Below are 22,728 nucleotides of genomic sequence, written 5' to 3' on the forward strand. Positions count from 1 at the left end.
CCTTTTTTGATTCTTTTCTTTATTCTACGCTGGCTTCCGTATCCGAAACACTTTCTGTTTCTTCTGTCACCGCTTCTTCCGGTTCTTCTGTCTGGGTGTCCTCCTCTTTTACAAGGCTATCCACCGTCTTTGAGAAAGTGGTCGAAAGCGTATTGTCCACTGCATAGACTGTTTCTCCATCTCCGGTCATCAGGTAATACTGGCTTGTCATAGCATTCTGATTTCCAAGATAAAGCGTTGTCGTACTCTCTTTTGTTGTCAATGTAATCGTATTCGACGGCTGGTCAAGACCATAATCAGCCAGACTGTCATAATCATCAAACGAATCGTCTGCGGTAAGACTTGCCGCTTTTTCTATCATTCCATTTACAACATCTTCGTCTAAATCCAGGGAAGTATCCTGGTCATAAACCCATTCATCACCGTCTTTGGTGAAGGATAAGGTCTCACCGCTCACCTGATAGGAAAAGGCGGTCATATCATCCGTATCAAGTTCTGTCACGGTAATCTCATTTTCTTTTTCTTCTTTCTCCTTCTTCTCTTCCTGCTTTTGGTTATAAATATGAATTCCAATGTAAGCAAGAACCAACACAAGAAGAATCACAACCGTTATCACAAACTGTTTTCTTTGTTTTTGCATTATTTCTTTCTCCTTGCTGCCCAGATGACAATTCCGATTCCAATTAAGAAAATTGGAAGTACAATTGCAAACATAAGTGCTGCTACAAATGCTGTTGCGGATGCCACAGTAATATTACTTAGTGTATAATCCTTGGTTGCAATCACACTCGTTGCCGACTCTGTATCACCTATCAACTGGTTTGTAATATCTGTGAAAAATTTCACATTGTTTCCAGATACCACTTCATTGGCTTCGTCGGACAACAATTTGAGGGAACCGCAGACAACCAGTTTTGTCGTATTGTCATCATCTACCTTCTGTTCTACTGCAAGTGCTACGGAGAATGGTCCTTCTACATCCCCATCTTCATATTCATAGCTCTTGAAGTTTTCCAAATCTGTCTTGGATAACGATTTTTCTGTCGTATCTAACAAAGAGGTATAGGTTGTATTATCGTTATCCTCACCATAGGTAAGACCTACGCTATATGGTGCAAAAATGTAGCCCGTGCTTGAGTTTGTCGTATAATCCGAAGATGCAATCTTTGGAAGCAGATAATATGGGATATTAGAGTAGTTATAGCTGGAATCATTATCCATAACCACACCTTCTACCGGTGTCACACCATAGGCACTCAAAATCGAATTATAGTTGCTTAGGTTTTCTGCCTGGAAATTACAGGTAAGAATTGCTTTTCCACCTGCCTGCAGATAATCTAATACCTTTTGTGCATCGTCGGATGACAAATCAGATGTTGGCGCATTGATGATAATTGCTGCCGCATCCTCTGGGACTGCATCCTCTTTTAAAAGCGTAAGCTGTGACAAGGTGATATTTGCTTTCTTCACTGCCTCTGTAAAGCTGCCGGACAGCGCTGTCTCTCCGTGTCCTTGAATCTCATAAATTACCGGCAAATCGGATTCCGCCATTGTGACATACTGGATGGCACTGGTAAGCTGTCCCTCTGCATCGTAACCATCAATGGTGCTGGAGTAATTAGAATAATCGTAAGAATATTCATATACATCATGATAATCTACCACACGGGATCTCTCATCACTTACGACAATCAAACTGTTTGAAGTCGGAGAATCCTCTGTATACTGCTGGTAAAAAGATGGATACTTGGTAGGGCTCTTATACTCTACTTTTACATGTTTGGAAAGACTCTCATAACGCTGAAGGGTCTCATTTAACGTCTCATCTGCCGATTTTTCCTCTGCAAGGACATAAATCGTGATATCCTGGTCTAATGTTTTTAAATAATCTTTGGTATCCTTTGTAAGTGAATACAGCTTTGTGGAAGTCGCATCGATAGAGGTAATGGTGGTTGGAAGTTCATTCACCACAAGGTTTACAATCACCGTAATTGCAAACGCTGCCACGATAAATCCCACATTGAATACGCCCATCGAAAGCTTTTTTGAGCTAAGGCTCCAACGTCTCTTTTGAATTGACTGACAAGTCAGGAACAAAAAGAGTGCAACCAGACTTAAGAAATAAACCACACTGGTAAGATCTAAGCTTCCGCTCATGAAATTTTTCATCGGCTGGTAAAGATCGTAACAGTTTAAAATCTTAATGATGATATTGTTTGTTGCAGTACTCATTCCGGTAATGCTTGACATCATATATCCGAGGAACAATACCGCAAACGAAAGAACCGCTGCGATTACCTGACTTTCTGTAATGGAAGAAATGAAAAGTCCGATTGCAATGCAGGCACAGCCATATAGCCAGAATCCAAGAACCGCTACATAACTTTCCCCGAAGGGAACGGTTCCATAGATGGATAAGAATAATGGCGTGAGCGCAATCACTGCCATGGCAATGGAAAAGACTGCAACCATGGCAAGATATTTGCCAAATACAATTTTTCCAACCGATACCGGTGAGGTAAGCGTCAGCTGATCCGTCTTATTTTTCCGCTCTTCTGCAAGACTTCGCATTGTAAGAACTGGAACTGCAATCAGCATAATAATCGCCAAAGAGGAAATGGAATACGAAACATACGGATATCCACCTCTTAAGTTATATGCGAAAAAATATAATCCATAAAGGGCAAGGATTGCTGCAAGAAACAACCAGCCAATCACGGTTTGAAAATAAGATTTGAATTCTCTTTTAAAAATTGCTAGCATTCTGCCTGTACTCCTTCCTGTGATGATGTAAGCTGTAAGAAGACATCCTCTAACGATTTCGTCACGGTCTTCATTTCAAGGATAACGGCGCCATGTTCAACACATGCTGCAAACACCTTTTCACGCAAATCAACACCTTTTGTTGCAGTTAGGACAAACTTACTTGTCTCTTTTTCCTCGGAAACAGCTTTCTCAAGATGCTCTACTTCACCAAGCTGCTGCAACTGTTTTGCAAGCAGTTCACCATCTCCTTTTACAAGAAGTTCGATTTCCTGTGCACCGGACATCAGATTTACAAGGTTTTCCGTAGAATCACTTGCCACTAACTTTCCTTTTGAAATAATGAATACATGGTCGCAAACGGCACTGATTTCAGTCAAAATGTGGGAACTTAAAATGACTGTATGTTTTTTTCCTAATTCCTTAATCAAATCACGGATTTCGATAATCTGTTTTGGATCAAGACCGACCGTTGGTTCATCCAGGATAATGATTTCCGGATATCCAAGCACTGCCTGTGCAAATCCAACCCTCTGACGATATCCTTTGGAAAGATTTCGAATCATTCGTCCTGACACATCCGAAATCTTTGTAATTTCCATCGCCTCATCCACATAACGGGAACGCAGACTTTTTTCAATTTTTTTCAGCTCTGCGACGAAATTCAGATACTCCCGCACAGTCATGTCCATGTAGAGTGGCGGAAGCTCCGGAAGATATCCGACACATTTTTTTGCCTTCTCCGGCTGTTTTAAAATATCATACCCATTTAATTTTACTTCTCCGCTTGTAGCAGCCAGATAACCGGTAATGATATTCATCGTAGTCGATTTTCCAGCACCGTTTGGTCCCAAAAAACCATAAATTTTTCCAGGTTCTACCGTCAGTGACAAATCATCGACTGCAACATGGCTGCCGTATTTTTTTACCAAATGATTGATTTCAATCACAGCAAACTCCTCCTTTTTCCTCATTAAAAAATAGGTAACTGCCGGCTTTTGTTCTCGCCTAACAATTACCTATTTATTAGCATACGCATGATATGTGTTCAAAAGTAGTGAATTCTGTGATAAAACTGTGAACTTTGGTTAGTTCTGTCTAACTTCAATCCTACCATTCGTTAAATCTGCACGCCTAACGCACGAAGTTTTTCGCAGGCCTGTTCATAACCCTGAAATAAAATCGTATGAATTCCCTGCCGGTTCGCCTCATCTAAGTTCACCTGACGGTCATCTAAAAACACACATTCGTCCGGCTCTAAATGATAACGGTTTAAAAGTTCCTGATAAATCTCTGGTTCCGGCTTGATTGCCTGAATCTGATAAGAAAAGACCACACCATCCATCTCTTTTTCAAAAGACAATGCCTCTAACGTGCACTCTCTTGTGTATCTTCCATAATTAGACAAAATATAGGTATGATAACCATTCTTTTTCAATGTTTTTACAAAATCCATCGCATAATCATACTGCCAGATGCATCGTCCAATGTTCTCCCAAAGAAGCTTGATTTCTTTCTCATACTCCGGTGCATTTTCGATAAATGCCAAAAGCTGCTCCTTATCGCTAAGACTGCTTCTGTCTAATTCATCCCAGGCTTTAGAACGCACTGTTGCATCTGCAACACGCTCAAAGGTCTCTCCTTCAAATCCCAGCTCATGAAATGCCTTTTCCCAATCAAACTCTACCAGAACTTTTCCAACATCAAAAATAATATTTCGAATCATTTTCTGCCCTGCCTAACGGTAAATAATATCGTCTCTTCCTGGTCCATTGGATACCATTGTGATTGGATAACCGATCTGCTCTTCAATGAACTCAACATATTTTCTACAGTTTTCTGGAAGTTCTTCATATTTCTTGATACCGCGGATATCGCATTTCCATCCTGGCAATTTTTTGAATACAGGTTTTGCTTTCTCTAACTTCGCTGTAACAGGGAAATCTGTTGTGACTTCTCCATCGATGTCATATCCGACACAGACCGGAATCTCATCTAAATATCCTAATACGTCTAATACTGTAAATGCAACGTCGGTTGTTCCCTGCATACGGCATCCATATTTAGATGCAACACAGTCAAACCATCCCATACGTCTTGGACGACCTGTTGTGGCACCAAATTCTCCACCACGACGTCTTAATTCATCCGCTTCATCTCCGAAGATTTCGCTGACAAATGCACCAGCTCCTACTGCGGAAGAATAAGCTTTACATACTGTCACAATCTTCTTAATCTCGTATGGTGGGATTCCTGCTCCGATTGCGCCATAAGCAGCAAGTGTAGAAGATGATGTTACCATTGGGTAGATTCCGTGGTCTGGATCTTTTAACGTACCAAGCTGACCCTCTAATAAAATTCTCTTTCCTTCTTTGAGCGCTTTATCTAAGTATAAGGAGACATCTCCCACATAAGGCGCAACCATGTCTCTGTACTCATGTAAAGTTGCTAACAGTTCCTCTTCTTTTAACAATGGTTTGTGATACATATGCTCCAGCATAATGTTCTTTGTCTCACAGGTACGTTTTACCTTTTCCTGTAATAACTCTTCATCGAATAACTCACTTACCTGGAAACCGATTTTTGCATATTTGTCTGAATAAAATGGTGCAATACCGGACTTGGTAGAACCAAATGAATTCTTTCCAAGACGTTCTTCCTCATACTGATCAAAAAGAACATGATATGGCATTACCATCTGTGCTCTATCTGAAATCATGATGTTTGGTGCAGGCACATTACGGTCTGTGATGGATTTAATCTCATTGATTACCTTTGGAATATCTAACGCAACACCGTTTCCAATAATATTCATAATATGGCTGTGGAAAACGCCGGATGGTAATGTGTGTAATGCAAATTTACCATAATTGTTTACGATAGTGTGTCCTGCATTTGCTCCTCCCTGAAAACGAATAACAATATCTGCCTCGTTTGCGAGCATATCTGTGATTTTACCTTTTCCTTCGTCGCCCCAGTTAGCGCCTACTACTGCTGTAACCATTCTTTTTTCCTCCTGGTTCTCACTATGATTATTCTGTATCGGAGATTTTGTTCTGCTTCTCCCATACACTGCTTTATCAAAACATCCTATTTTCTGATAAAGCCCAAAAAAGACAGGTGTAAAAACCTGTCTTTTCTTTCCCTGTTTTTACTTATTGATTATACACGAAAGTATTGCATAAGTAAAATTAATATTCTTTATATATGACATAATTTCCCTTTATGTCTCTTATCAAAGATCTCTGCCTCATTTCCTATTAGTCCTTCTTACCAGTCTGCTACGCTTCCTGCAAATCCTGTTGTAAAAACTGCAGCAACCTGGATGCGGCCGCAGATAATGGGATGCTTTCATTGGTCACAATGCAAAACTGGCGGGGCGGTAATTCCTGTTCAAACTGAAGTTTAAAAAGTTCTCCGTTTGCAATCCCTTCTTTTGCAAAATCTTCTACAACACTTGCAATTCCAAGATTTCTTCTTGCAAACTGAATCAACATTCCACTTGTGGCAAGCTCAAACTCCGGGTTGACACATACACCCTGCGTCTTTAAGAATTCTTCTACATAATTCCTTGTCGAAGTGTTTCCCTCAAGGCACATGACCGGAAGTTCTTCTAATACCCGATAAGAAAGTTCCTTTCCCTTTAGATATTCAAAACTCTTTCCGCCAACAAACACATCCGAAATCGTCCGTACCGGTACCATTTTCAAATGGTTCTTTACCGATAACGGTGTACTTACAATTCCGAAATCAATTTTGCCGTCATTTAGATGCTTGATGGTCTCAGGCGTCGGTGCATTCGTCACCGTCACCTTTATCTTTGGATATTTCTCATGAAAGCGTTCCAGATAGTCCAAAAGATAGAACTGCAATGTCATATCGCTTGCACCGATACAGATTTCACCGGCATCCAGATTCAACATCTCTGTCAGCTTCTTTTCACCGGATTGAATCGTCTCGTATCCTCGCTGCACATAAGAAAACAGCATCTCCCCTTCCTTTGTCAGCCGGACTCCCTTCGAAGTCCGGACAAACAGGGAGCAGCCCAAATCACTTTCTAAGTGCTTCACCGCCTGACTGACTGCAGGCTGCGTGATGGCTAACTCCTCGGCTGCAAGGGTGATGCTTTTTTCTTTTGCTACATAATAGAAAATCTTATAGTATTCTAAATTGATGTCCATTGTCTTATTCTGCTAACTCTGGAATTTTTTTGGAACATGCAATTGCCAGTGCGCCCGGTCCGATATGACAGGAAATACTTAAGGACAATGGATTCATTGTAATCTCCATTCCCGGAAATGCGTCCTGCACTTCCTTCTTGAAATTCTCTGCATCTTCAAGATTGTGTGTATATGCCATCTCTAAATACAGATTCTTTCCTTCCGGATCATGGAAACGGTTTGCAAAGTCATTTTTCATTGCCTCAATCATAATGCTCTTTGCCTGTTTCACTGTTCTTGCCTTTGCAAATGCATCCAGTTTTTCTCCCTGAATCTGTAAAACCGGTTTTAACTTCAACAAAGTTCCAAGTGCTGCTGCTGCCGGTGTGATTCGTCCACCCTTTTTCAGGTAGTACAACGTATCCACCATAATATAGATAGAAGATTCGAACTTTTCTCTCTCCAGAATCTCTTTAATCTCTGCCGCACTCTTTCCAGTCTCTGCAAGATTCTTCGCATCCAAAACGGACTGTCTTTGTGTGACAGAAATTCTTTGGTTGTTGACAACCTGAACTTTTCCATCGTAATCCTGAGACAACATATATGCCGTCTCACAGGAACTGCTTAATCCAGATGACATTGGAATATAAACAATCTCGTCATATTCTTTTAAAATCTCGTCCCACATATCGGTAACGTTTCCAACCAATGGCATTGATGTTGAAATCTCAACACCATCTGTAAGTTTTTCATAGAACTGATCCTGTGTCAGATTGATATCTTCGTATAATGTCTCTCCGTTCAAAAAGAATGGCATCGGTAAAATTTTTACGCCCAACTCTTCTGCCTGTGTCTGTGTGATACCGCTATTGCTATCAGAAACAATTGCTACCTTACTCATGAAATCTGCTCCTCCTATAATGTTTCTGAACGTTCTTTTATATTCTTCTGAAAATTAATTACTTCATGCTCATATTCCTGGCTCATAAGTTCCGACTTAATGATAAAGTCAGCCGTTGCACGGTTGTTTGCGATTGGAATATCATATACCTGAGCAATTCGAAGCAGCGCCTTTACGTCCGGATCATGTGGCTGTGCGGTTAGAGGGTCTGAGAAGAACACAATAAGGTCAATTCTTCCCTCCACAATTTTTGCACCAATCTGCTGGTCGCCCCCCAAAGGACCACTGTTATATCCTCTGACCGGAAGACCTGTCTTATCTGTAATCATTCTTGCTGTTGTGCCTGTTCCACACAAAAAATGATTCTTTAATATCTCTTTATTCTCTTCACACCATGCAATCATCTCTGCCTTTTTCCCATCGTGTGCAATGAGAGCTATATTCTTCTGTTTTCCAATTTTTAATGTGATATAATTATCGCTCATCTGGTCTCTCCTTCTCTTCTGCCAAACTAATACGTGTTTCAATTATACCATACCTTTTTTGTTTCTTCCACTAAAACTTCTTGCTGCAAAAGCATCCGTACAAACTCCGTATCGCGCTCATCCCAGCTTTCCCTTGGCATACTTTTATTGGTCATATAAATCTTCTCCGGCGTCTCCCACACCGAGTGAAAGCCCTTTGCAATTTCGCTCTGTGTCATATGAAGCGGAACCATTTCCGGTTTTACCTCACACAGATAAAAGAAGGTTTTTCGGACAAAAATCTTGGTTTTGTCAAAGATATCACGTCTTTTTTCGATTGTCATTCCAAGTTCCCTGCAGCTTTCCGGTATTATCAGCAGGCCGGTTTCCTCTTGCACTTCTCTTTCCAATGCGACGATGTAATCTTCGTCTGGCTCCACACCGCCTCCCGGAATCTTGTATTCTCCGTCTCCGCTGCATTGCATTGCCATTTTTCCATCTCTAAAAATGACTCCGCGTACGACATTCTTCTCAATTACTTCTGTTAATCCTGCATAATTGCCTGCATCAAAAACTTTCAACACTCTCATGTATCCACCAGCCTTGCAAGGTTTTATTTTTGTGAAACAAGTGCTTTCATCTGTCCTGAAATTTCATGAATCTCATCTAAGGTTCCATTTAATTCTTTTAATGCATTCATACATGTCTCAAATATGGTAAGGCTCTCATCTGCAGATGCAGATACCTCCTCGCTGGATGCAGATAAGTTTGTAATACTGTCTGTAATCTGGGTATTGGATGCTAGGATACCATCCACTTCATCTGTAAGACCTGTCATTGCCTTATGTAATTCTTCTACTTTTTCTTCAATTAAATCAAATTTTTCACCGGTGGAACCTACCATCTCATTCTGCTGGTCAGAAGATTCTGCTGCCTTTTGCATACTTTCGGAAGCTTCTTCTACATCTGTTGTCAGTTTCTCGATAATTTCTGTAATCTTTCCTGCTGACTCCTGTGTCTCCTCTGCCAATTTCCGAATCTCATCTGCTACGACCGCAAAACCTTTTCCTGCTTCTCCTGCACGTGCTGCCTCAATGGAAGCATTCAGTGCTAAGAGGTTTGTCTGGTCTGAAATACTTTTAATGGTTCCGATAATAACCTCAACCTCTTTGATACGGTTATCTAGTTCTTCTGTTGTCGATCTGGTTTCTAAATTAATGCGTGACGTCTCTGTTGCTGTCGTCTTAAGTTCTTCTACAATACCTGCTCCCTCTACAATGGCATCTTTGGAAACCCTAGACGCATCTTTCATGGAGACGGTTTCTTTTTCCATGTTCTCTAGGCTTGTCTGAATGACACTTGTCATCTTCGTCTGCTGTTCAATTGCTTCCGCTGTCACTCTGACGCTCGCAGCAATCTCCTTCACGGAATTATGGCTGTTCTCCATACTCTCTGTCAAAACAGAAGCATTCTCACTTGCAACATCAAATTTTTCTGCCAGTTTCTCGGACAACCCCATAACCTCAGCTGCCACCTTTGCGCCGGCATCCATCTGGTTTTTCACTTCCTGGATATTCTCATCTGTATGTTTCTTATGCATATTTACTATAATACAGGACACAATACCGGCAACAATAATAAAAATGGTCTGTGTCACTACAAGATTTTTAGCTTCATGCACTGTAAACGTAATCTTTACACTATAAATGATACTAAGTACTGATGCCAGTATCATTGTGATTTTAGCAAACAAACGATCCGTGAATAAAACCGACACTAAAATAATCGGATAAGCCAATGCCTGCATTGCGGTATTGGCTGATGAAAAAATTACAATTGCATACGTTAACATCAGGCAGGACCCGCAGATCTTAGGGAAAGCACTCTCGTACTTATATCTTACATAACCGGCCGCAAGTCCTCCTATTATAAGAAATTCAATTACTGTCCTCATAATCAAAGAACCTTTGTTTCCAATATTCGATAAAATCGACATGATATTAATAATTTCTAATACAGACAGTATAATTAATCCTAATACATAAGCAACCCTGTTTTTTTCCTGGTTTTGTTTTATTTGTAAATTCATGCTATACTCCGTCCTTTCGTACTATATATGATATTTCAGTATACTACTATTCTCATTATTTTTCAATAATATTGCATGATTCTACTTCTTTTTTCATTGCATGATTCTACTTCTTTTTTCAAAATTCTTCTATAATGCATTCAACCTTATTTATCATATAGACACAAAAATCGGAGTGACAAGCTTTCGCTGCACTCCGATTTTTATTTTTCATGTTATCTATACTTAGATTACATCATTCCCATTCCTGGATTTCCTGCTGGCATTGCAGGCGCATCTTCTTTGATGTTTGCAACAACAGATTCTGTTGTAAGTAAAGTAGATGCTACCGATGTTGCATTCTGTAATGCGCTTCTTGTAACCTTAACCGGATCAAGGATACCTGCGTCTACCATGTTGACATATTCTTCGGTAGCTGCGTTGAAGCCCATACCTGGCTCAGATTCTTTTACTTTGTTGATGATAACGGCACCCTCTAATCCTGCGTTTGCAGAGATGTAGTACAATGGAGCTTCGAGTGCTTTTAAGATAACCTTAGCACCTGTCTTCTCGTCACCCTCTAAGGTGTCAGCTAATTTTGCAACTTCTTTTGTTGCATGAATGTAAGCAGATCCGCCACCTGCGATAATTCCTTCTTCGACTGCAGCTCTTGTTGCATTCAGAGCATCCTCCATACGAAGTTTCGCTTCCTTCATCTCTGTCTCAGTTGCAGCACCAACACGGATAACGGCAACACCACCTGCTAATTTTGCAAGTCTCTCCTGTAATTTTTCTTTATCAAATTCGCTTGTTGTCTCTTCAATCTGACCACGAATCTGGTTTACTCTTGCCGCAATTGCTGCTTTATCTCCGGCACCGTCTACGATAACGGTGTTCTCTTTCTGAACTTTAACAGATTTTGCACGTCCTAACTGTTCTAAGGTTGTGTCTTTCAACTCAAGACCTAATTCAGAGCTGATAACCTGACCACCTGTTAAAATTGCGATATCCTCTAACATTGCTTTTCTTCTGTCGCCATATCCAGGAGCTTTTACCGCTACGACATTGAATGTACCACGTAATTTGTTTACGATTAAGGTTGTCAAAGCTTCTCCTTCGATATCTTCTGCAATGATTAATAATCTTGCACCAGACTGTACAATCTGCTCTAATAATGGAAGAATCTCCTGAATGTTACTGATCTTCTTATCTGTGATTAAGATATATGGATCATCCAAAACAGCTTCCATCTTATCCATATCTGTGCACATGTATGCGGAAAGGTATCCACGGTCGAACTGCATACCTTCTACAAGGTCAAGTTCTGTCTCCATGGTCTTGCTTTCTTCGATTGTGATAACACCATCGTTAGAAACTTTTTCCATTGCATCTGCAACCATGTTACCAACTTTTTCATCACCTGCAGAGATAGATGCTACTTTTGCAATCTGATCTTTTCCGTTTACTTTTGCAGACATTTTTACGATAGCATCAACTGCTGCATCTGTTGCTTTTTTCATACCACGACGAAGGATGATTGGGTTTGCACCTGCTTCAAGGTTCTTCATACCTTCCTGAATCATTGCCTGTGCTAAAACAGTAGCAGTTGTAGTACCATCACCTGCAACATCGTTTGTCTTTGTTGCAACTTCTTTTACAAGCTGCGCTCCCATGTTCTCGAAAGCATCTTCTAACTCGATTTCTTTTGCGATTGTCACACCATCGTTTGTGATAAGTGGAGCACCGTAAGATTTATCTAAAACAACGTTTCTTCCTTTTGGTCCGATTGTAACTCTGACTGTATTTGCTAATTTATCAACACCAGCTCCTAATGCTGCTCTGGCTTCTGTTCCGTATTTAATTTCCTTTGCCATAATTCATTACCTCTTTCTATATTTTTTTATTTTCACTCATGCACTCATCCTTGGAATGTTATATGCAGCTGCATTTATCATTCCAAGCGCCCACTCGCATTAAAAATGCTCGTGTTCGTCTGCTCGTCAAATTCACAATTTTGTATGCAAGCATCCAATTGTGAACTTTCCTCGCTAGGTTCGTTCTATTCAACGACTGCTAAAATATCGTTCTGCCTTACGATGATATATTCTTCACCATCTAATTTTACTTCTGTTCCGGCATATTTCGAATAAATCACTTTCTGACCTGCTTTTACCTGCATAGTCACTTCTTTTCCATCTACCATTCCGCCAGGACCAACTGCAATAACTTCTGCTTCCTGTGGTTTTTCCTGTGCGCTGCTTGTTAAGATAATTCCGGATTTTGTTGTCTCCTCTGCTTCACACTGTTTTAAAACGACTCTGTCACTTAATGGTACTAACTTCATTTTAATTCCTCCTGTTCCATTATCTTTATTCTATTCAGATTACTTTCTTTGGTTATTAGCACTCATTTCGTTTGAGTGCTAACCGATAGTCATATAATAGTTTTTTACACCCCAATTCGCAACTTGATATATTTCTATATATTTTCATATATGATGTTATTATCTTTGTTTTCCTCTCGTTTTCTCTTGTTTTCTTATTTTCCATTGTTTTCCCTGATTTTATACTTTTTTTACAATTAAGATTCGGGTGTCAAAAGGTTGCTCACAAATTTGCCAGTAAGAAAACTGTAAGCAACCTTTTGACACCCGAATCCAATTCATTGAAACCACAGAAAAAGGAGCCAAATCTGGCTCCTTTTTCTTGTGGGGTATTTCAATCTGCTTTTTATTATGAAATATGTACTGCTCCGGTTGCTCTTAAGTTCATCGGATATACATTTTCTTTTCCAACATATTCTGCAATGTAATCTGCATAATGCTGTGTCTCTTTTTCCGGCACGATGCACATGATAACACCTGCGAATCCACCACCATGTACACGGCACATGCCATCGCCAAGTCTATTTAAGAACAATTCTGTCAAGGCAAGGGTACGTGTAATCTTCTGCTCTTTGCAATCCTGAAGGGAATAACAGTTCTGTAACAGTTCCCAGGAAGAAGTTCCGGACTGTTTCATCAAATCCAGCACCTTCTTGGTATCGTCTGCCTTCATTGCATCTGCTGCTTCTTTGACACGTCTGTTCTCCTCGAAGAAATGCACCGCACGAAGGAATGCACGGTCGTTTTCGATTTCGTTGCAATGTGCCAAAAGTTCCTCTAAGGATGTCTCACATAATAAAGAAACGCCTAATACCTTCGCAGCTTCTTTCATTTCATTTGGAATTGAAGAATATTCATCTCCAAGGTCTGCGTGACCTTTTCCGGTATTTACGATAACAAGCTGGTAACCTGCTTTTGCAAAAGAAAATTCAACTGCTTTGTACTCCGGCTCATTTCCCTTGGAAAAATCGAATAAAACAGGACCACCAACGGCACATGCCATCTGATCCATCATACCGGATGCTTTGTTCCAGAAAACGTTCTCAGCATATTTTCCGGCTTTTGCATAATCAGAAACACTCATCTTGTTGTCGTTAAAGAAGTAGTTTGTCATGGTGCAGACTAACATCTCAAATGATGCGGAGGAGCTGACTCCTGCTGCTGGAATTACAGTTGTAGTTACATAAGCATCAAACCCGCCGACCTGGTATCCCATGTTTTTCAAGCCTTCCATCATACCTGCAACCAAAGATGTGGTTCCCTGTACTTTTTCAATCTCATCAATCTTGGTAAGATCCACTACGATTTTCTGGTCGTATCCTTCACTTGTGATTCGAATCACATCACTTCCGTTCGGGCATGCCGCACCGATGGTATCAAGGTCGATACTAGAAGCGATGACCCATCCTCCGTTATGGTCTGTGTGATTTCCAATCATCTCTGTTCTACCAGGCGCAGAGAAAAATTCCATCTCCTCTTTTTGGTAAATCTCTGTGAAATGTTTTGCAAGATTTTCAAAGCGCTGCTTGCTTTTTGCGCTTTCCCCATAAATTTTTACTAACTGTTCGTCCTGTGGTAATCTCATCATAAATACCTTCCCTTCTTCAATCTTATATGTACAAGGTCCATCCTCCCTTGTAGGATTGCTTCTAAATAAAATATTCACTCGCAAGGGAACTAGCATCTTCTTCCCTTGCAACTTCTATTATACTGCGTTTTTCAAAAAAAACCTTAACTATGTTTTGCAAAACAGGTAATATCTTGCGTTATCAACAAAAATCATGGTATTATATAGGTAATTTATTGTGATTCCAAGTTGTAGACAAAGGAGAAAAAAGATGCAGATTGTGACAAACCAGAACCAGAAAGAATTAAAACAACACGGAAGTGAGGGTTTTCCTTTTCTTGTCAGTTATGAAAGCCTTTCCCGTTACGAATCCGGCTCCTTCCAGTGGCATTGGCATCCTGAAATTGAGATTACTTATATCCACAGTGGACAGATTCACTATCAGGTAAACCAATCCTCCTTTCATCTAAAGGAGGGTGATATTATTTTTGCAAACGCCAATGCGCTCCACACCGGAAGCATGGAAAATCAACAGGACTGCGAATATATCTCCATCACATTTTCTCCTAAGCTGATTTCCGGCTTCTCCCACAGTCTGCTCGAACTCAACTACATTGAACCAATCATTCACAATTTTTCCATGCCAGCTCTTTATATCGACGGCAGTAAAGATTGGCATTCTTCCTTTGCCGCTGTCGTGAAGGATATTATTGCATCAAATGAAAAAAAGGCTCCACTCTATGAATTCGAAATTGTCATCGGATTACAAAAACTCTGGAAACTCCTTTACACCGAGAACTTTTCACATTCCACTTCCAATGCCCCTGCACACGACCAGCTTGCCTACCAGCGCATCCGGGAAATTATTTCCTACATTGAAAGGCATTATGCAGAACCCATCACGCTTCATGACATTGCCACCGAGGTTCACCTGTGCGAAAGCGAATGCAGCCGTCTGTTCAAACGCTATATGAAAGTTCCACTTTTTTCTTTCTTGCAGGATTATCGCATTGAACGAAGTCTGGAATACTTAAAAAATCACGAATCCTTGATTACGATTGCAGAAAAAGTGGGATTTTCTGATTCCAACTATTATTCCAAGGTCTTTAAAAAAAGAAAAGGCTGCAGCCCAAAACATTACCGGAAAATCTACAATGAATGTTAACTGTTTTTCTTCTCATCCATCGTCTCTTTTACCTTTTGTTTTACAACTTCATTTCCAGACTTCCAGAGGAGGCGGACTGCACGTGAAAAAAGCTTTTGCGTATCCTCTGGCAGATTTGAGGTTGCCTTTATAATTTCCTGTATCTTTTTTAGCTTACTGTTGTAAAAATCATCTACGGTATGAACATTTGCCTCCTCAAGCACAGAAAATGCCGTCTCGACAATTTCCTGGCGCTGCTTTTCATTTAACTGCTCTAACCAGTTTTTCATTGTCTTATCGAGCATCAGGCTCTCTGGCGCCACTTCTTTTCCATAGACAAAGTGCTTTCCCAGCACCTCCCAGGACATCGGATCATGCTGTGCCACACCATGTTCCGTACTTTTTACCACCTCATACCGGCTGTCATGCTCTAGTAAAAGTCCGACAATTGAAGACTCCGGTACAATTCTTCGAATCAATGGCTCCATCTTCTGATACTGTGGACTTTCTATTATCTCTTTATGAAAACCAGGCCCATCATTACTGTAAACCGCCACAATATGTCTCTGAATTGCAGGTTCACACATGACCGCCGCAAAAACAGATAAATTGCCACCCTTCGAATGTCCCCCGATTCGAAGCGTACGTGTGTTCTTTTCCATGACATAATTCAGATAATTAACCGCTTTTCGCTGCCCCGGCGTCTCCTCTAAATATCCCATGTTAAAATTTTCACGCCATCCCACAATGGTACTGTCCGTGCCACTGTATGCGACAAAGATACTCTCATCCGGCAGACCGACACAAAGCACCGAGAACTGGGACTGCCGTTTTAAATCGATATCATTGACATACCGCGACAATTTGATATCCGCAAAACGTTTGGTCTGTGCCGCCTTTTTCATGACAAAAGCCGACATCTTCGTCATGGAAACCTTTGCCAAGATATCCTCTTCCCTGTTTTTTTCAAAAAAAAGTTCTGACGCCGCCTTTAAGGTAATGCTTCCCGCTTCCTTTATCCCTGGTACAATCCCGGCAAATTCTACATATACAAGCTGCGACAAAATGAGATTGTCTATCTCATTAAACGAATCCGCCTCAAAGGACAAATCCCCTCTCCACTCCAAATAATCCATGATATTAGCCATAGCTGCCTTCCCCCCTTCTCTTTGTTTCTAATTCTATTTTACACCAATTATATGCGGAAACAAAGCATTGCGCAAAAGAATCTTGCATAGCAATTTTCTACAATCGAAAGAAAAAGAGCCCGCTATTGCAGACTCTTTTCTAAATAAGAAGAAAACTGATGTAATCTTTAATATTTATCTTTCTAATTTGAATTTTCCAACCAGCCCATTCATGGATTCTGCCTCTGCTGATAATTCCTCGCTGGTTGCAGATGATTCTTCTGCTGTTGCAGAATTCGACTGAATAACTTCAGAAATCTGGTTGATACCAGCCTCTGCCTCATCCATCGCCTGTGCCTGGGATGCCGCAATCTCGCTCAGTGTCTTAGAGGAATCAGCTATCTTTCTGACACCTTCTACAACACCTTCAATAGAAGATGCTGCGCTCTCAGCTGCCTTATTTCCCTCCTCAATCTCTTTTAAGGAGCCTTCAATCAACTGACGTGTATCTACTGCAGACTGTGCACTCTGCTCTGCTAATTTTCCAATCTGTTCTGCTACAACCGCAAATCCTTTACCCGCTTCTCCTGCTCTTGCCGCCTCAATTGCAGCGTTCAATGAAAGAAGGTTGGTCTGGCTTGCAATACTCTCAATTTCAGAAATGATGCTCTCAATCTGCTGTGATGTCTCATTGATTGCATTCATGGATTCTACCATGGCTCTCATCTCTGTACGGCTGTCCTCTGCCTCAGAAGCATACTGCTGTGCCTGACGGTAAGATTCTTCTACATGTTCTGCCGTCTTGTTGACACCTTGTGTGATATCAGCAAAAGTTGCCTGTAACTGTTCTACGGAGGCTGCCTGATCGGTAGAGCCTTCTGCCAATGCCTGGGATGCCTGCGCCAGATTTTCTGCACCCGCAGTTACCTGCTGGGATGCTTCCTCAATCTGCTGCAAAGTCTCTGACATCTGTTTTTTCATTTTACGCATTGCCAAAATCAAGGCTTTGAAATCACCGGCATATTTTTCTTCCATGGATGTACCGACTGTGTAATCCCCCTCTGCCATAGCGCCTAATAAATGTCCTGAATCTGTGATAATTGCATTCAGATTGTCTGCCATGTCTTTTACCTGTGTAATCATCTCAGACACTTCATCTTCTGTCTCTGCCTCCGGGAATGGGGAATGTAAATCTCCCTTTGAAAATTCTGCAAAACGATTGGATAATTTCCCCATTGGAATTGCAATTCCATCTGCAATTTTCCTGCCAATTTTCTGTGCTGTAAAATAAGCAATTACTACAACTATGCCAATCAAAGCCACACAAATTCCACTTAAAACAACCAACATTGTACTTAACGAATTACCCCTGCTTACATTTACATTCAGAAGTTCCGACATATCCGCATAAACTTCCTCATAAAGAGGATCCAACTGATCATAAGCCATTTTCTGTGCCTTGATGGATTGCTGTATATCCGTAGATGCACCAAGCTCTAAAATTTCATCATCCAGTGACCAATAGGATTCCAATACGCTTGCAATATCATTGTATAACTTCTCTTCTTCGGAAGTAACAATGGTATCTTTCATATCTTCAAAGTAACCCTCAAACTTCTCTTTCTTGGTATCATGCATATCCTGTGCTTTTTTGATAGCATCTGCATCCTGGTAACCAATAGATGCACGTGTTGCACTTCTCGTATCTGCAAATGTAATCATTGCCTTACCAATGTCACCCTGTGAAAATCCATAATTTTTGAGTGCATAGGAATATCTGTTTGATACTATGAGCAACAATATGATTCCAATAAGCGAACCAATATCTGCCATAAAGATAACCATCTGGAATCCCTTTAGCAGCCTTGGCCTGATTTTCATCTTATTCATACCTTTCATTTTTTTCTCAAGTTTGTCGTCCCTTTTCATTGTTTCCCTCCTCGCTTCCCTGCTTTATCCTGATTACTTTTATTTTAATCCTGCCCGCGATTTGATTCAATAAGGCAACGCCCTTGATTTCGTCAACTTCGTTCTCAATTTCTCCAACTTCAAGAATTTCTTCTAAATTAGCAACGTTTTTCTTGTTTTGACAAAAGCGGCACCAACCATTGTAATGCCAGCAAGAATCAACAGGATACAACCTGCCATGTCTGCATGATCCCCGGTATCGACAGAAGTCTTTGACAAATCGGTCTCACTTACGGTAATGACATAATCAGAAGCATGTGTAAAGGTAAATTCTGCACTTCCATCTGCCCCGATTTTTACGGTCTGCATATATTCTAACGCACCGGTCGTTGGATTGTAGTAATGCAGATTTGCATAATAACCGGCACCTTCCATTCCAAGCGGAATCGTAATCGTTGCTGTTGCTCCAAATTCCCCATCAAAATCAAGAGACACCTGTTTTGTGTATTTTATTCCATCATCCTGAATGGAATCTACCACATCCTTAGCGATATTGCCACTGTCTAACGTCACTCCAAGTGAAATATCTTTTGCATCTGTGATAGTTTTTCCATTTATCTTCCAGACCACACCATTGTCTAATGTAAAGCTTAGTGTAATATCTTTTCCTTTAATAGCATTGAAAACATCAGCCGAAATCGTTTCGTCTGCGGATGTCACTGCAATGGAAATGGTATCTCCCTCGGAAGCTGTCGCAATCTTTTGTTCCACTTTTTCTGTAAATGTCTGCTCCGATGTTGTTGCTGTGTCTGTCACAGTTCCGCTTACCTGATTGTTTGCTCCGGTGTTGCCTGTTGTGTCATCCTTAGCTGTATTGTCTTTTGTGGTGTCGTTTGTTGTGTCATTTTTGGTTGTATCATTTTGGGTTGTATCATCTTTTGTAGTATTGTCTTTTGTGGTATCATCCTTGGTCGTATCGTCTTTACTTGTATCGTCTTTTGCTGTATCGTCCTTGGTTGTGTCGTCCTTATCGGAATCGTCTGTATCTGCATCGTCCGACTTGATTTCGCCACTCTGGTACAGATAGAAATCATCCCAGGAACCCCATGCACCTGCTGCGGCATCTACTTTTGCTCCTACAACAATCGTTGTATTATCTTCCGTCACTTCAATGTCTGTGATAACAGGATTGCTCCAGTTCTGCCAGCTTGTAACAGATGTTTCTTTCGTGTATGTCTTGTCACCGTTTACTGCATACAGTTCAAACGCTGCATCATCTCCGGCATCTCCGCCCTGCACATAGGCTTCTAACGTATAAATACCCTTATTTAATGTAACTTTCTGTTCTGCGGTAAAGGAAACAGCGTCGGAATCCCAGAACTTTAAGCTGTAACTTCCGCTTCTTTTGTTGTTATCTTTGGTACGTGCCACACAATCATCGGAAAGTGTCCACATGCTCATATCGCTGTCCTCAAAGCCACCATTCAATAACAAGTTTTTCTGTTTGATGGTAAGCTGACAGGTTACGTCGTATTCTGTTTCTTCTACGGTCACTTTTCCGGAAATCGTGTAAGTGCCGACTCCGGCTGCCACTGCAGCTTTTAATTCCTCTTCGCTCCAGCTGACTGCTACTTCCTCTGTTGTACCGGTGTTATAGTTGACGGTTGCAGTCTTTGGAAGTGTTACGGTATCTCCTGCTTCTGCCTCAACGTCCGCCGCCGTCACGGAAGTGACTTTTACCGGTGTCTTGGTTCCTGTTTTTACATAATTAAAGATTTTTAAAGATTCCAGCGGATATCCGTTAAAATCAAATAATGCCTGGTTATCTACGGCAGAACCGCCATACCAGAGTCCGGCATCGTCCGGGTCATATTCTGCGGAATAAGAAGATGCCCAGCCGGAACCGTAAGTCTCCCAAAGTGTTTTATTTTCTGCTAAAACAGTTGCGGCATCTGCTGCATCTTTATCATACACCTGAACCGGAATCCATGCCGGTTCCCAGTAAAACATACCGATTCCGGCATCTCCAATATCTGCAACTGCCTGCATCACAGAACGAAGCTCCATTGCCTGTCCCTGAACAGATACTTCATAATCAATGTCAATTCCTGTTTTACCTTCATAAATGGTGTTGGTATGACCATCTCCGTCTTCATAGGTGTAAGCCCAGGAAGTCTCTGCCACCATGACTTTTTTGCCATACGTCTCTGCAATTGCTGATAACACACTCGTTAAATTGCTTGTACTTCCATGCCAGTATGGATAGTAGGAAGATGCAAACACATCATAATCGACACCGTAAGTATCGAGATTTTTTGCATAACCTGCATAACGTCCTGCGGTTTCCGGATTTGCAAAGTGTAGTGCAACCAGAATCTCTTTTCCGGATGCTTTCGCCACCTCTCTGACTGCGCTGCTTCCTGCGTTAAAAAGCTGACTCATATTTGCCCAGTTTGTCTCCCCGCAAATCTGTCCATTTGTCTCATTTCCAATCTGAACCATTCCAACATCCACGCCGGCGTCAAGTAATGTATTTAAACTCTCTTTGGTAAATGTGTTGAGCGCCTCGGTCTTTTCTGTCAAAGCCATATCTGCCCATGCCTTCGGTGCAACCTGTTTTCCTGGATCTGCCCAGAAATCAGAGTAATGGAAGTCAATCAGCACTTTCATTCCGGCATTGGTCGCATACTGTCCCATTGTTACTGCCTTGGCAAGGTCATTATTTCCTCCGCCGTAACCATTTCCGTTTTCACCGTAAGGATTATTCCAGACACGAAGACGGACATAGTTTACGCCGCAGTCTGCCAGTAAATTGAAAAATCCCTGCTCATCTAATTTATTTCCATCAAAGTCATAGTAGGTAACTCCACTTTCAATTTCAGAAAGATAAGAAGAAACATCCACACCCTCGATGAAATCATCACTCATTCCCTTTACTTTCTGCACATAAAGGTCTGATTCTACTGCTGTGTCCCCATCATCGGATGAATCATCCTTTGAAGTATCATCTGTGTTCTCATCCGATGTCTCCACCATTGAAATAGAATCAATATAACCATATCCACCTTCTTCCACAGTCACATAGAATCCGACTTCAAGTTCTGTGTCCTCTGCCACGGTAAAAGTGTCTTCCCCGTAAACCCAGGAATTATAACCTTCCAGTGCATTTCCTTCCCCAAGGTTATCACCTACTTTAAGCTGAACAGTCGCATCTTCTCCCATAAAATCAGAAGATACTTTATAAGTTCCTGCCTGAACGGTAACTTCCTGTGTTAATGTATAAGTACCACCATCGCCCATCCAGAATTTAAAACAGGTATCTCCCTGATTCTCTCCGGTTGTGAGCCATTCATCATCTGCATACGTGTAATAATCAAAGCTGGCATTATCCCAGGTAGACGGCGTCACCGTCCAGATTCCATCATCCCAGAAGGAACCTGTAAATTCTGCATCTTTCAACTCAATTTCTGTTGCATCCCCCGTTGTATCCTCCTGCGCACACTGTGCGGCCATCGACTGACCTACCAGCAAGGATACTGCCATTGCTACACTGGCTGCCCGTTTCCAAACCTTTTTCATCCTTATAACCTTTTCCCTTTCGCCTTTTTCGAACAATGCGATTTTTCTTTCTCTCCCCGCTCGCTTTTACCCTTATGCGCAATTTTTCTTTTATTTGCGCAATCGGTTGTTCTTATATAAGAATACCTCGTGAGTTTTTATTTTTCAATGCGCAGTAGTTCTAATCTTTTGCCCTTGTTTTTATCTATTTTGTATAATTCTAGTCCTTTTTCACCATGTTTTTCAGATAAAATATGCGCAACTTATATGTATTTATTGCGCGTATTTATAAATTTAACTATATGGAAACGGGAGTATGGCGTCAGATGCATAGAAAACGAAGTACCCTCGAAAGTTTCCCCAGGACGTGTTTTCCATCACACATTGGACATATCGATACAATCTTTCATATATTATCCGATTTCGGTGTATTTTACGATTGTTGGTTTCCATAAAAATAACCTTTTGGATAATAGTGAAAGACTAAAAGAAAATTATCCAGAAATTCAAGTCTTTTTGCTGTATTTTGGTCAACTTTTAAAAACCACATCGTATTTATCCAAATCCAGCAAAATAGTTTACATAACACGGTTAATTTTAAGAGTTTTTGGATAAATTTTTTACTGAGACGTCTTATTTGTAAAATAGAATTCTCTTATCTTTATTTGCGCTAACCAACTCTCTT

Annotated in this window: 17 protein-coding genes; 1 reads left to right on the plus strand and 16 read right to left on the minus strand. The window is 40.9% G+C overall.

The window, feature by feature from the left end; all coding sequences use genetic code 11:
- Nucleotides 1-19 precede the first annotated feature (19 nt).
- From BIV16_RS07635 to BIV16_RS07695, 13 genes are all read right to left on the minus strand, one after another.
- Nucleotides 20-640, minus strand: coding sequence for a DUF4340 domain-containing protein (locus tag BIV16_RS07635; RefSeq protein ID WP_075678413.1), 621 nt, complete (start codon nt 638-640; stop codon nt 20-22).
- Nucleotides 640-2,763: an ABC transporter permease gene (locus BIV16_RS07640; protein ID WP_075678412.1), complete on the minus strand. Its 2,124-nt coding sequence runs from the start codon at nt 2,761-2,763 to the stop codon at nt 640-642. Before BIV16_RS07640 ends, BIV16_RS07635 begins: the two co-directional genes overlap by 1 nt.
- Nucleotides 2,757-3,713: an ABC transporter ATP-binding protein gene (locus BIV16_RS07645; RefSeq protein WP_075678411.1), complete on the minus strand. Its 957-nt coding sequence runs from the start codon at nt 3,711-3,713 to the stop codon at nt 2,757-2,759. The genes BIV16_RS07640 and BIV16_RS07645 overlap by 7 nt, the downstream gene beginning before the upstream one ends.
- A 170-nt stretch (nt 3,714-3,883) precedes the next feature.
- Nucleotides 3,884-4,489, minus strand: coding sequence for an HAD family hydrolase (locus tag BIV16_RS07650; protein ID WP_075678410.1), 606 nt, complete (start codon nt 4,487-4,489; stop codon nt 3,884-3,886).
- A gap of 12 nt (nt 4,490-4,501) precedes the next feature.
- Entirely contained in the window at nt 4,502-5,767 is a 1,266-nt protein-coding gene (locus tag BIV16_RS07655; RefSeq protein WP_330546260.1) for an adenylosuccinate synthase, read from the minus strand.
- Between the two features lie 277 nt (nt 5,768-6,044).
- Complete coding sequence (locus BIV16_RS07660; RefSeq protein WP_075678408.1) at nt 6,045-6,944, minus strand: LysR family transcriptional regulator; 900 nt, start codon at nt 6,942-6,944, stop codon at nt 6,045-6,047.
- A gap of 4 nt (nt 6,945-6,948) precedes the next feature.
- Nucleotides 6,949-7,824: a DegV family protein gene (locus BIV16_RS07665; RefSeq protein WP_075678407.1), complete on the minus strand. Its 876-nt coding sequence runs from the start codon at nt 7,822-7,824 to the stop codon at nt 6,949-6,951.
- 14 nt (nt 7,825-7,838) lie between these two features.
- A complete protein-coding gene (locus tag BIV16_RS07670) occupies nt 7,839-8,309 on the minus strand; it encodes a methylglyoxal synthase (protein ID WP_075678406.1) in 471 nt (156 codons plus the stop codon).
- A gap of 38 nt (nt 8,310-8,347) precedes the next feature.
- Entirely contained in the window at nt 8,348-8,878 is a 531-nt protein-coding gene (locus BIV16_RS07675; protein ID WP_075678405.1) for an NUDIX domain-containing protein, read from the minus strand.
- Between the two features lie 23 nt (nt 8,879-8,901).
- On the minus strand, nt 8,902-10,377 hold the full coding sequence (locus tag BIV16_RS07680) for a methyl-accepting chemotaxis protein (RefSeq protein ID WP_075678404.1): 1,476 nt from the start codon (nt 10,375-10,377) through the stop codon (nt 8,902-8,904).
- Between the two features lie 230 nt (nt 10,378-10,607).
- On the minus strand, nt 10,608-12,230 hold the full coding sequence (gene groL / locus BIV16_RS07685) for a chaperonin GroEL (RefSeq protein WP_075678403.1): 1,623 nt from the start codon (nt 12,228-12,230) through the stop codon (nt 10,608-10,610).
- A 185-nt stretch (nt 12,231-12,415) separates the two neighbouring features.
- A complete protein-coding gene (groES, locus tag BIV16_RS07690) occupies nt 12,416-12,700 on the minus strand; it encodes a co-chaperone GroES (protein ID WP_075678402.1) in 285 nt (94 codons plus the stop codon).
- A 388-nt stretch (nt 12,701-13,088) separates the two neighbouring features.
- A complete protein-coding gene (locus BIV16_RS07695; protein WP_330546261.1) occupies nt 13,089-14,327 on the minus strand; it encodes a galactokinase family protein in 1,239 nt (412 codons plus the stop codon).
- Between the two features lie 250 nt (nt 14,328-14,577).
- Here BIV16_RS07695 and BIV16_RS07700 point away from each other — a divergent pair, with 250 nt between their 5' ends.
- Nucleotides 14,578-15,471: an AraC family transcriptional regulator gene (locus BIV16_RS07700; RefSeq protein WP_075678401.1), complete on the plus strand. Its 894-nt coding sequence runs from the start codon at nt 14,578-14,580 to the stop codon at nt 15,469-15,471.
- On the opposite strand, the gene BIV16_RS07705 is transcribed toward BIV16_RS07700, so the two are convergent.
- The 3 genes from BIV16_RS07705 to BIV16_RS07715 all read right to left on the minus strand — a co-directional run bounded on the left by BIV16_RS07705 (nt 15,468) and on the right by BIV16_RS07715 (nt 22,064).
- The gene (locus tag BIV16_RS07705) at nt 15,468-16,598 is read right to left on the minus strand and encodes an Mbeg1-like protein (protein WP_075678400.1); all 1,131 of its coding nucleotides are present in this window, start codon (nt 16,596-16,598) and stop codon (nt 15,468-15,470) included. The two genes, BIV16_RS07700 and BIV16_RS07705, sit on opposite strands and share 4 nt — an antisense overlap.
- A gap of 174 nt (nt 16,599-16,772) precedes the next feature.
- Nucleotides 16,773-18,506: a methyl-accepting chemotaxis protein gene (locus tag BIV16_RS07710; RefSeq protein ID WP_242940290.1), complete on the minus strand. Its 1,734-nt coding sequence runs from the start codon at nt 18,504-18,506 to the stop codon at nt 16,773-16,775.
- A gap of 132 nt (nt 18,507-18,638) precedes the next feature.
- Nucleotides 18,639-22,064, minus strand: coding sequence for a glycosyl hydrolase 53 family protein (locus tag BIV16_RS07715; RefSeq protein WP_075678399.1), 3,426 nt, complete (start codon nt 22,062-22,064; stop codon nt 18,639-18,641).
- Nucleotides 22,065-22,728 lie beyond the last annotated feature (664 nt).

Source organism: Roseburia sp. 831b (assembly GCF_001940165.2).
Taxonomy (GTDB): Bacteria; Bacillota; Clostridia; order Lachnospirales; family Lachnospiraceae; genus Roseburia.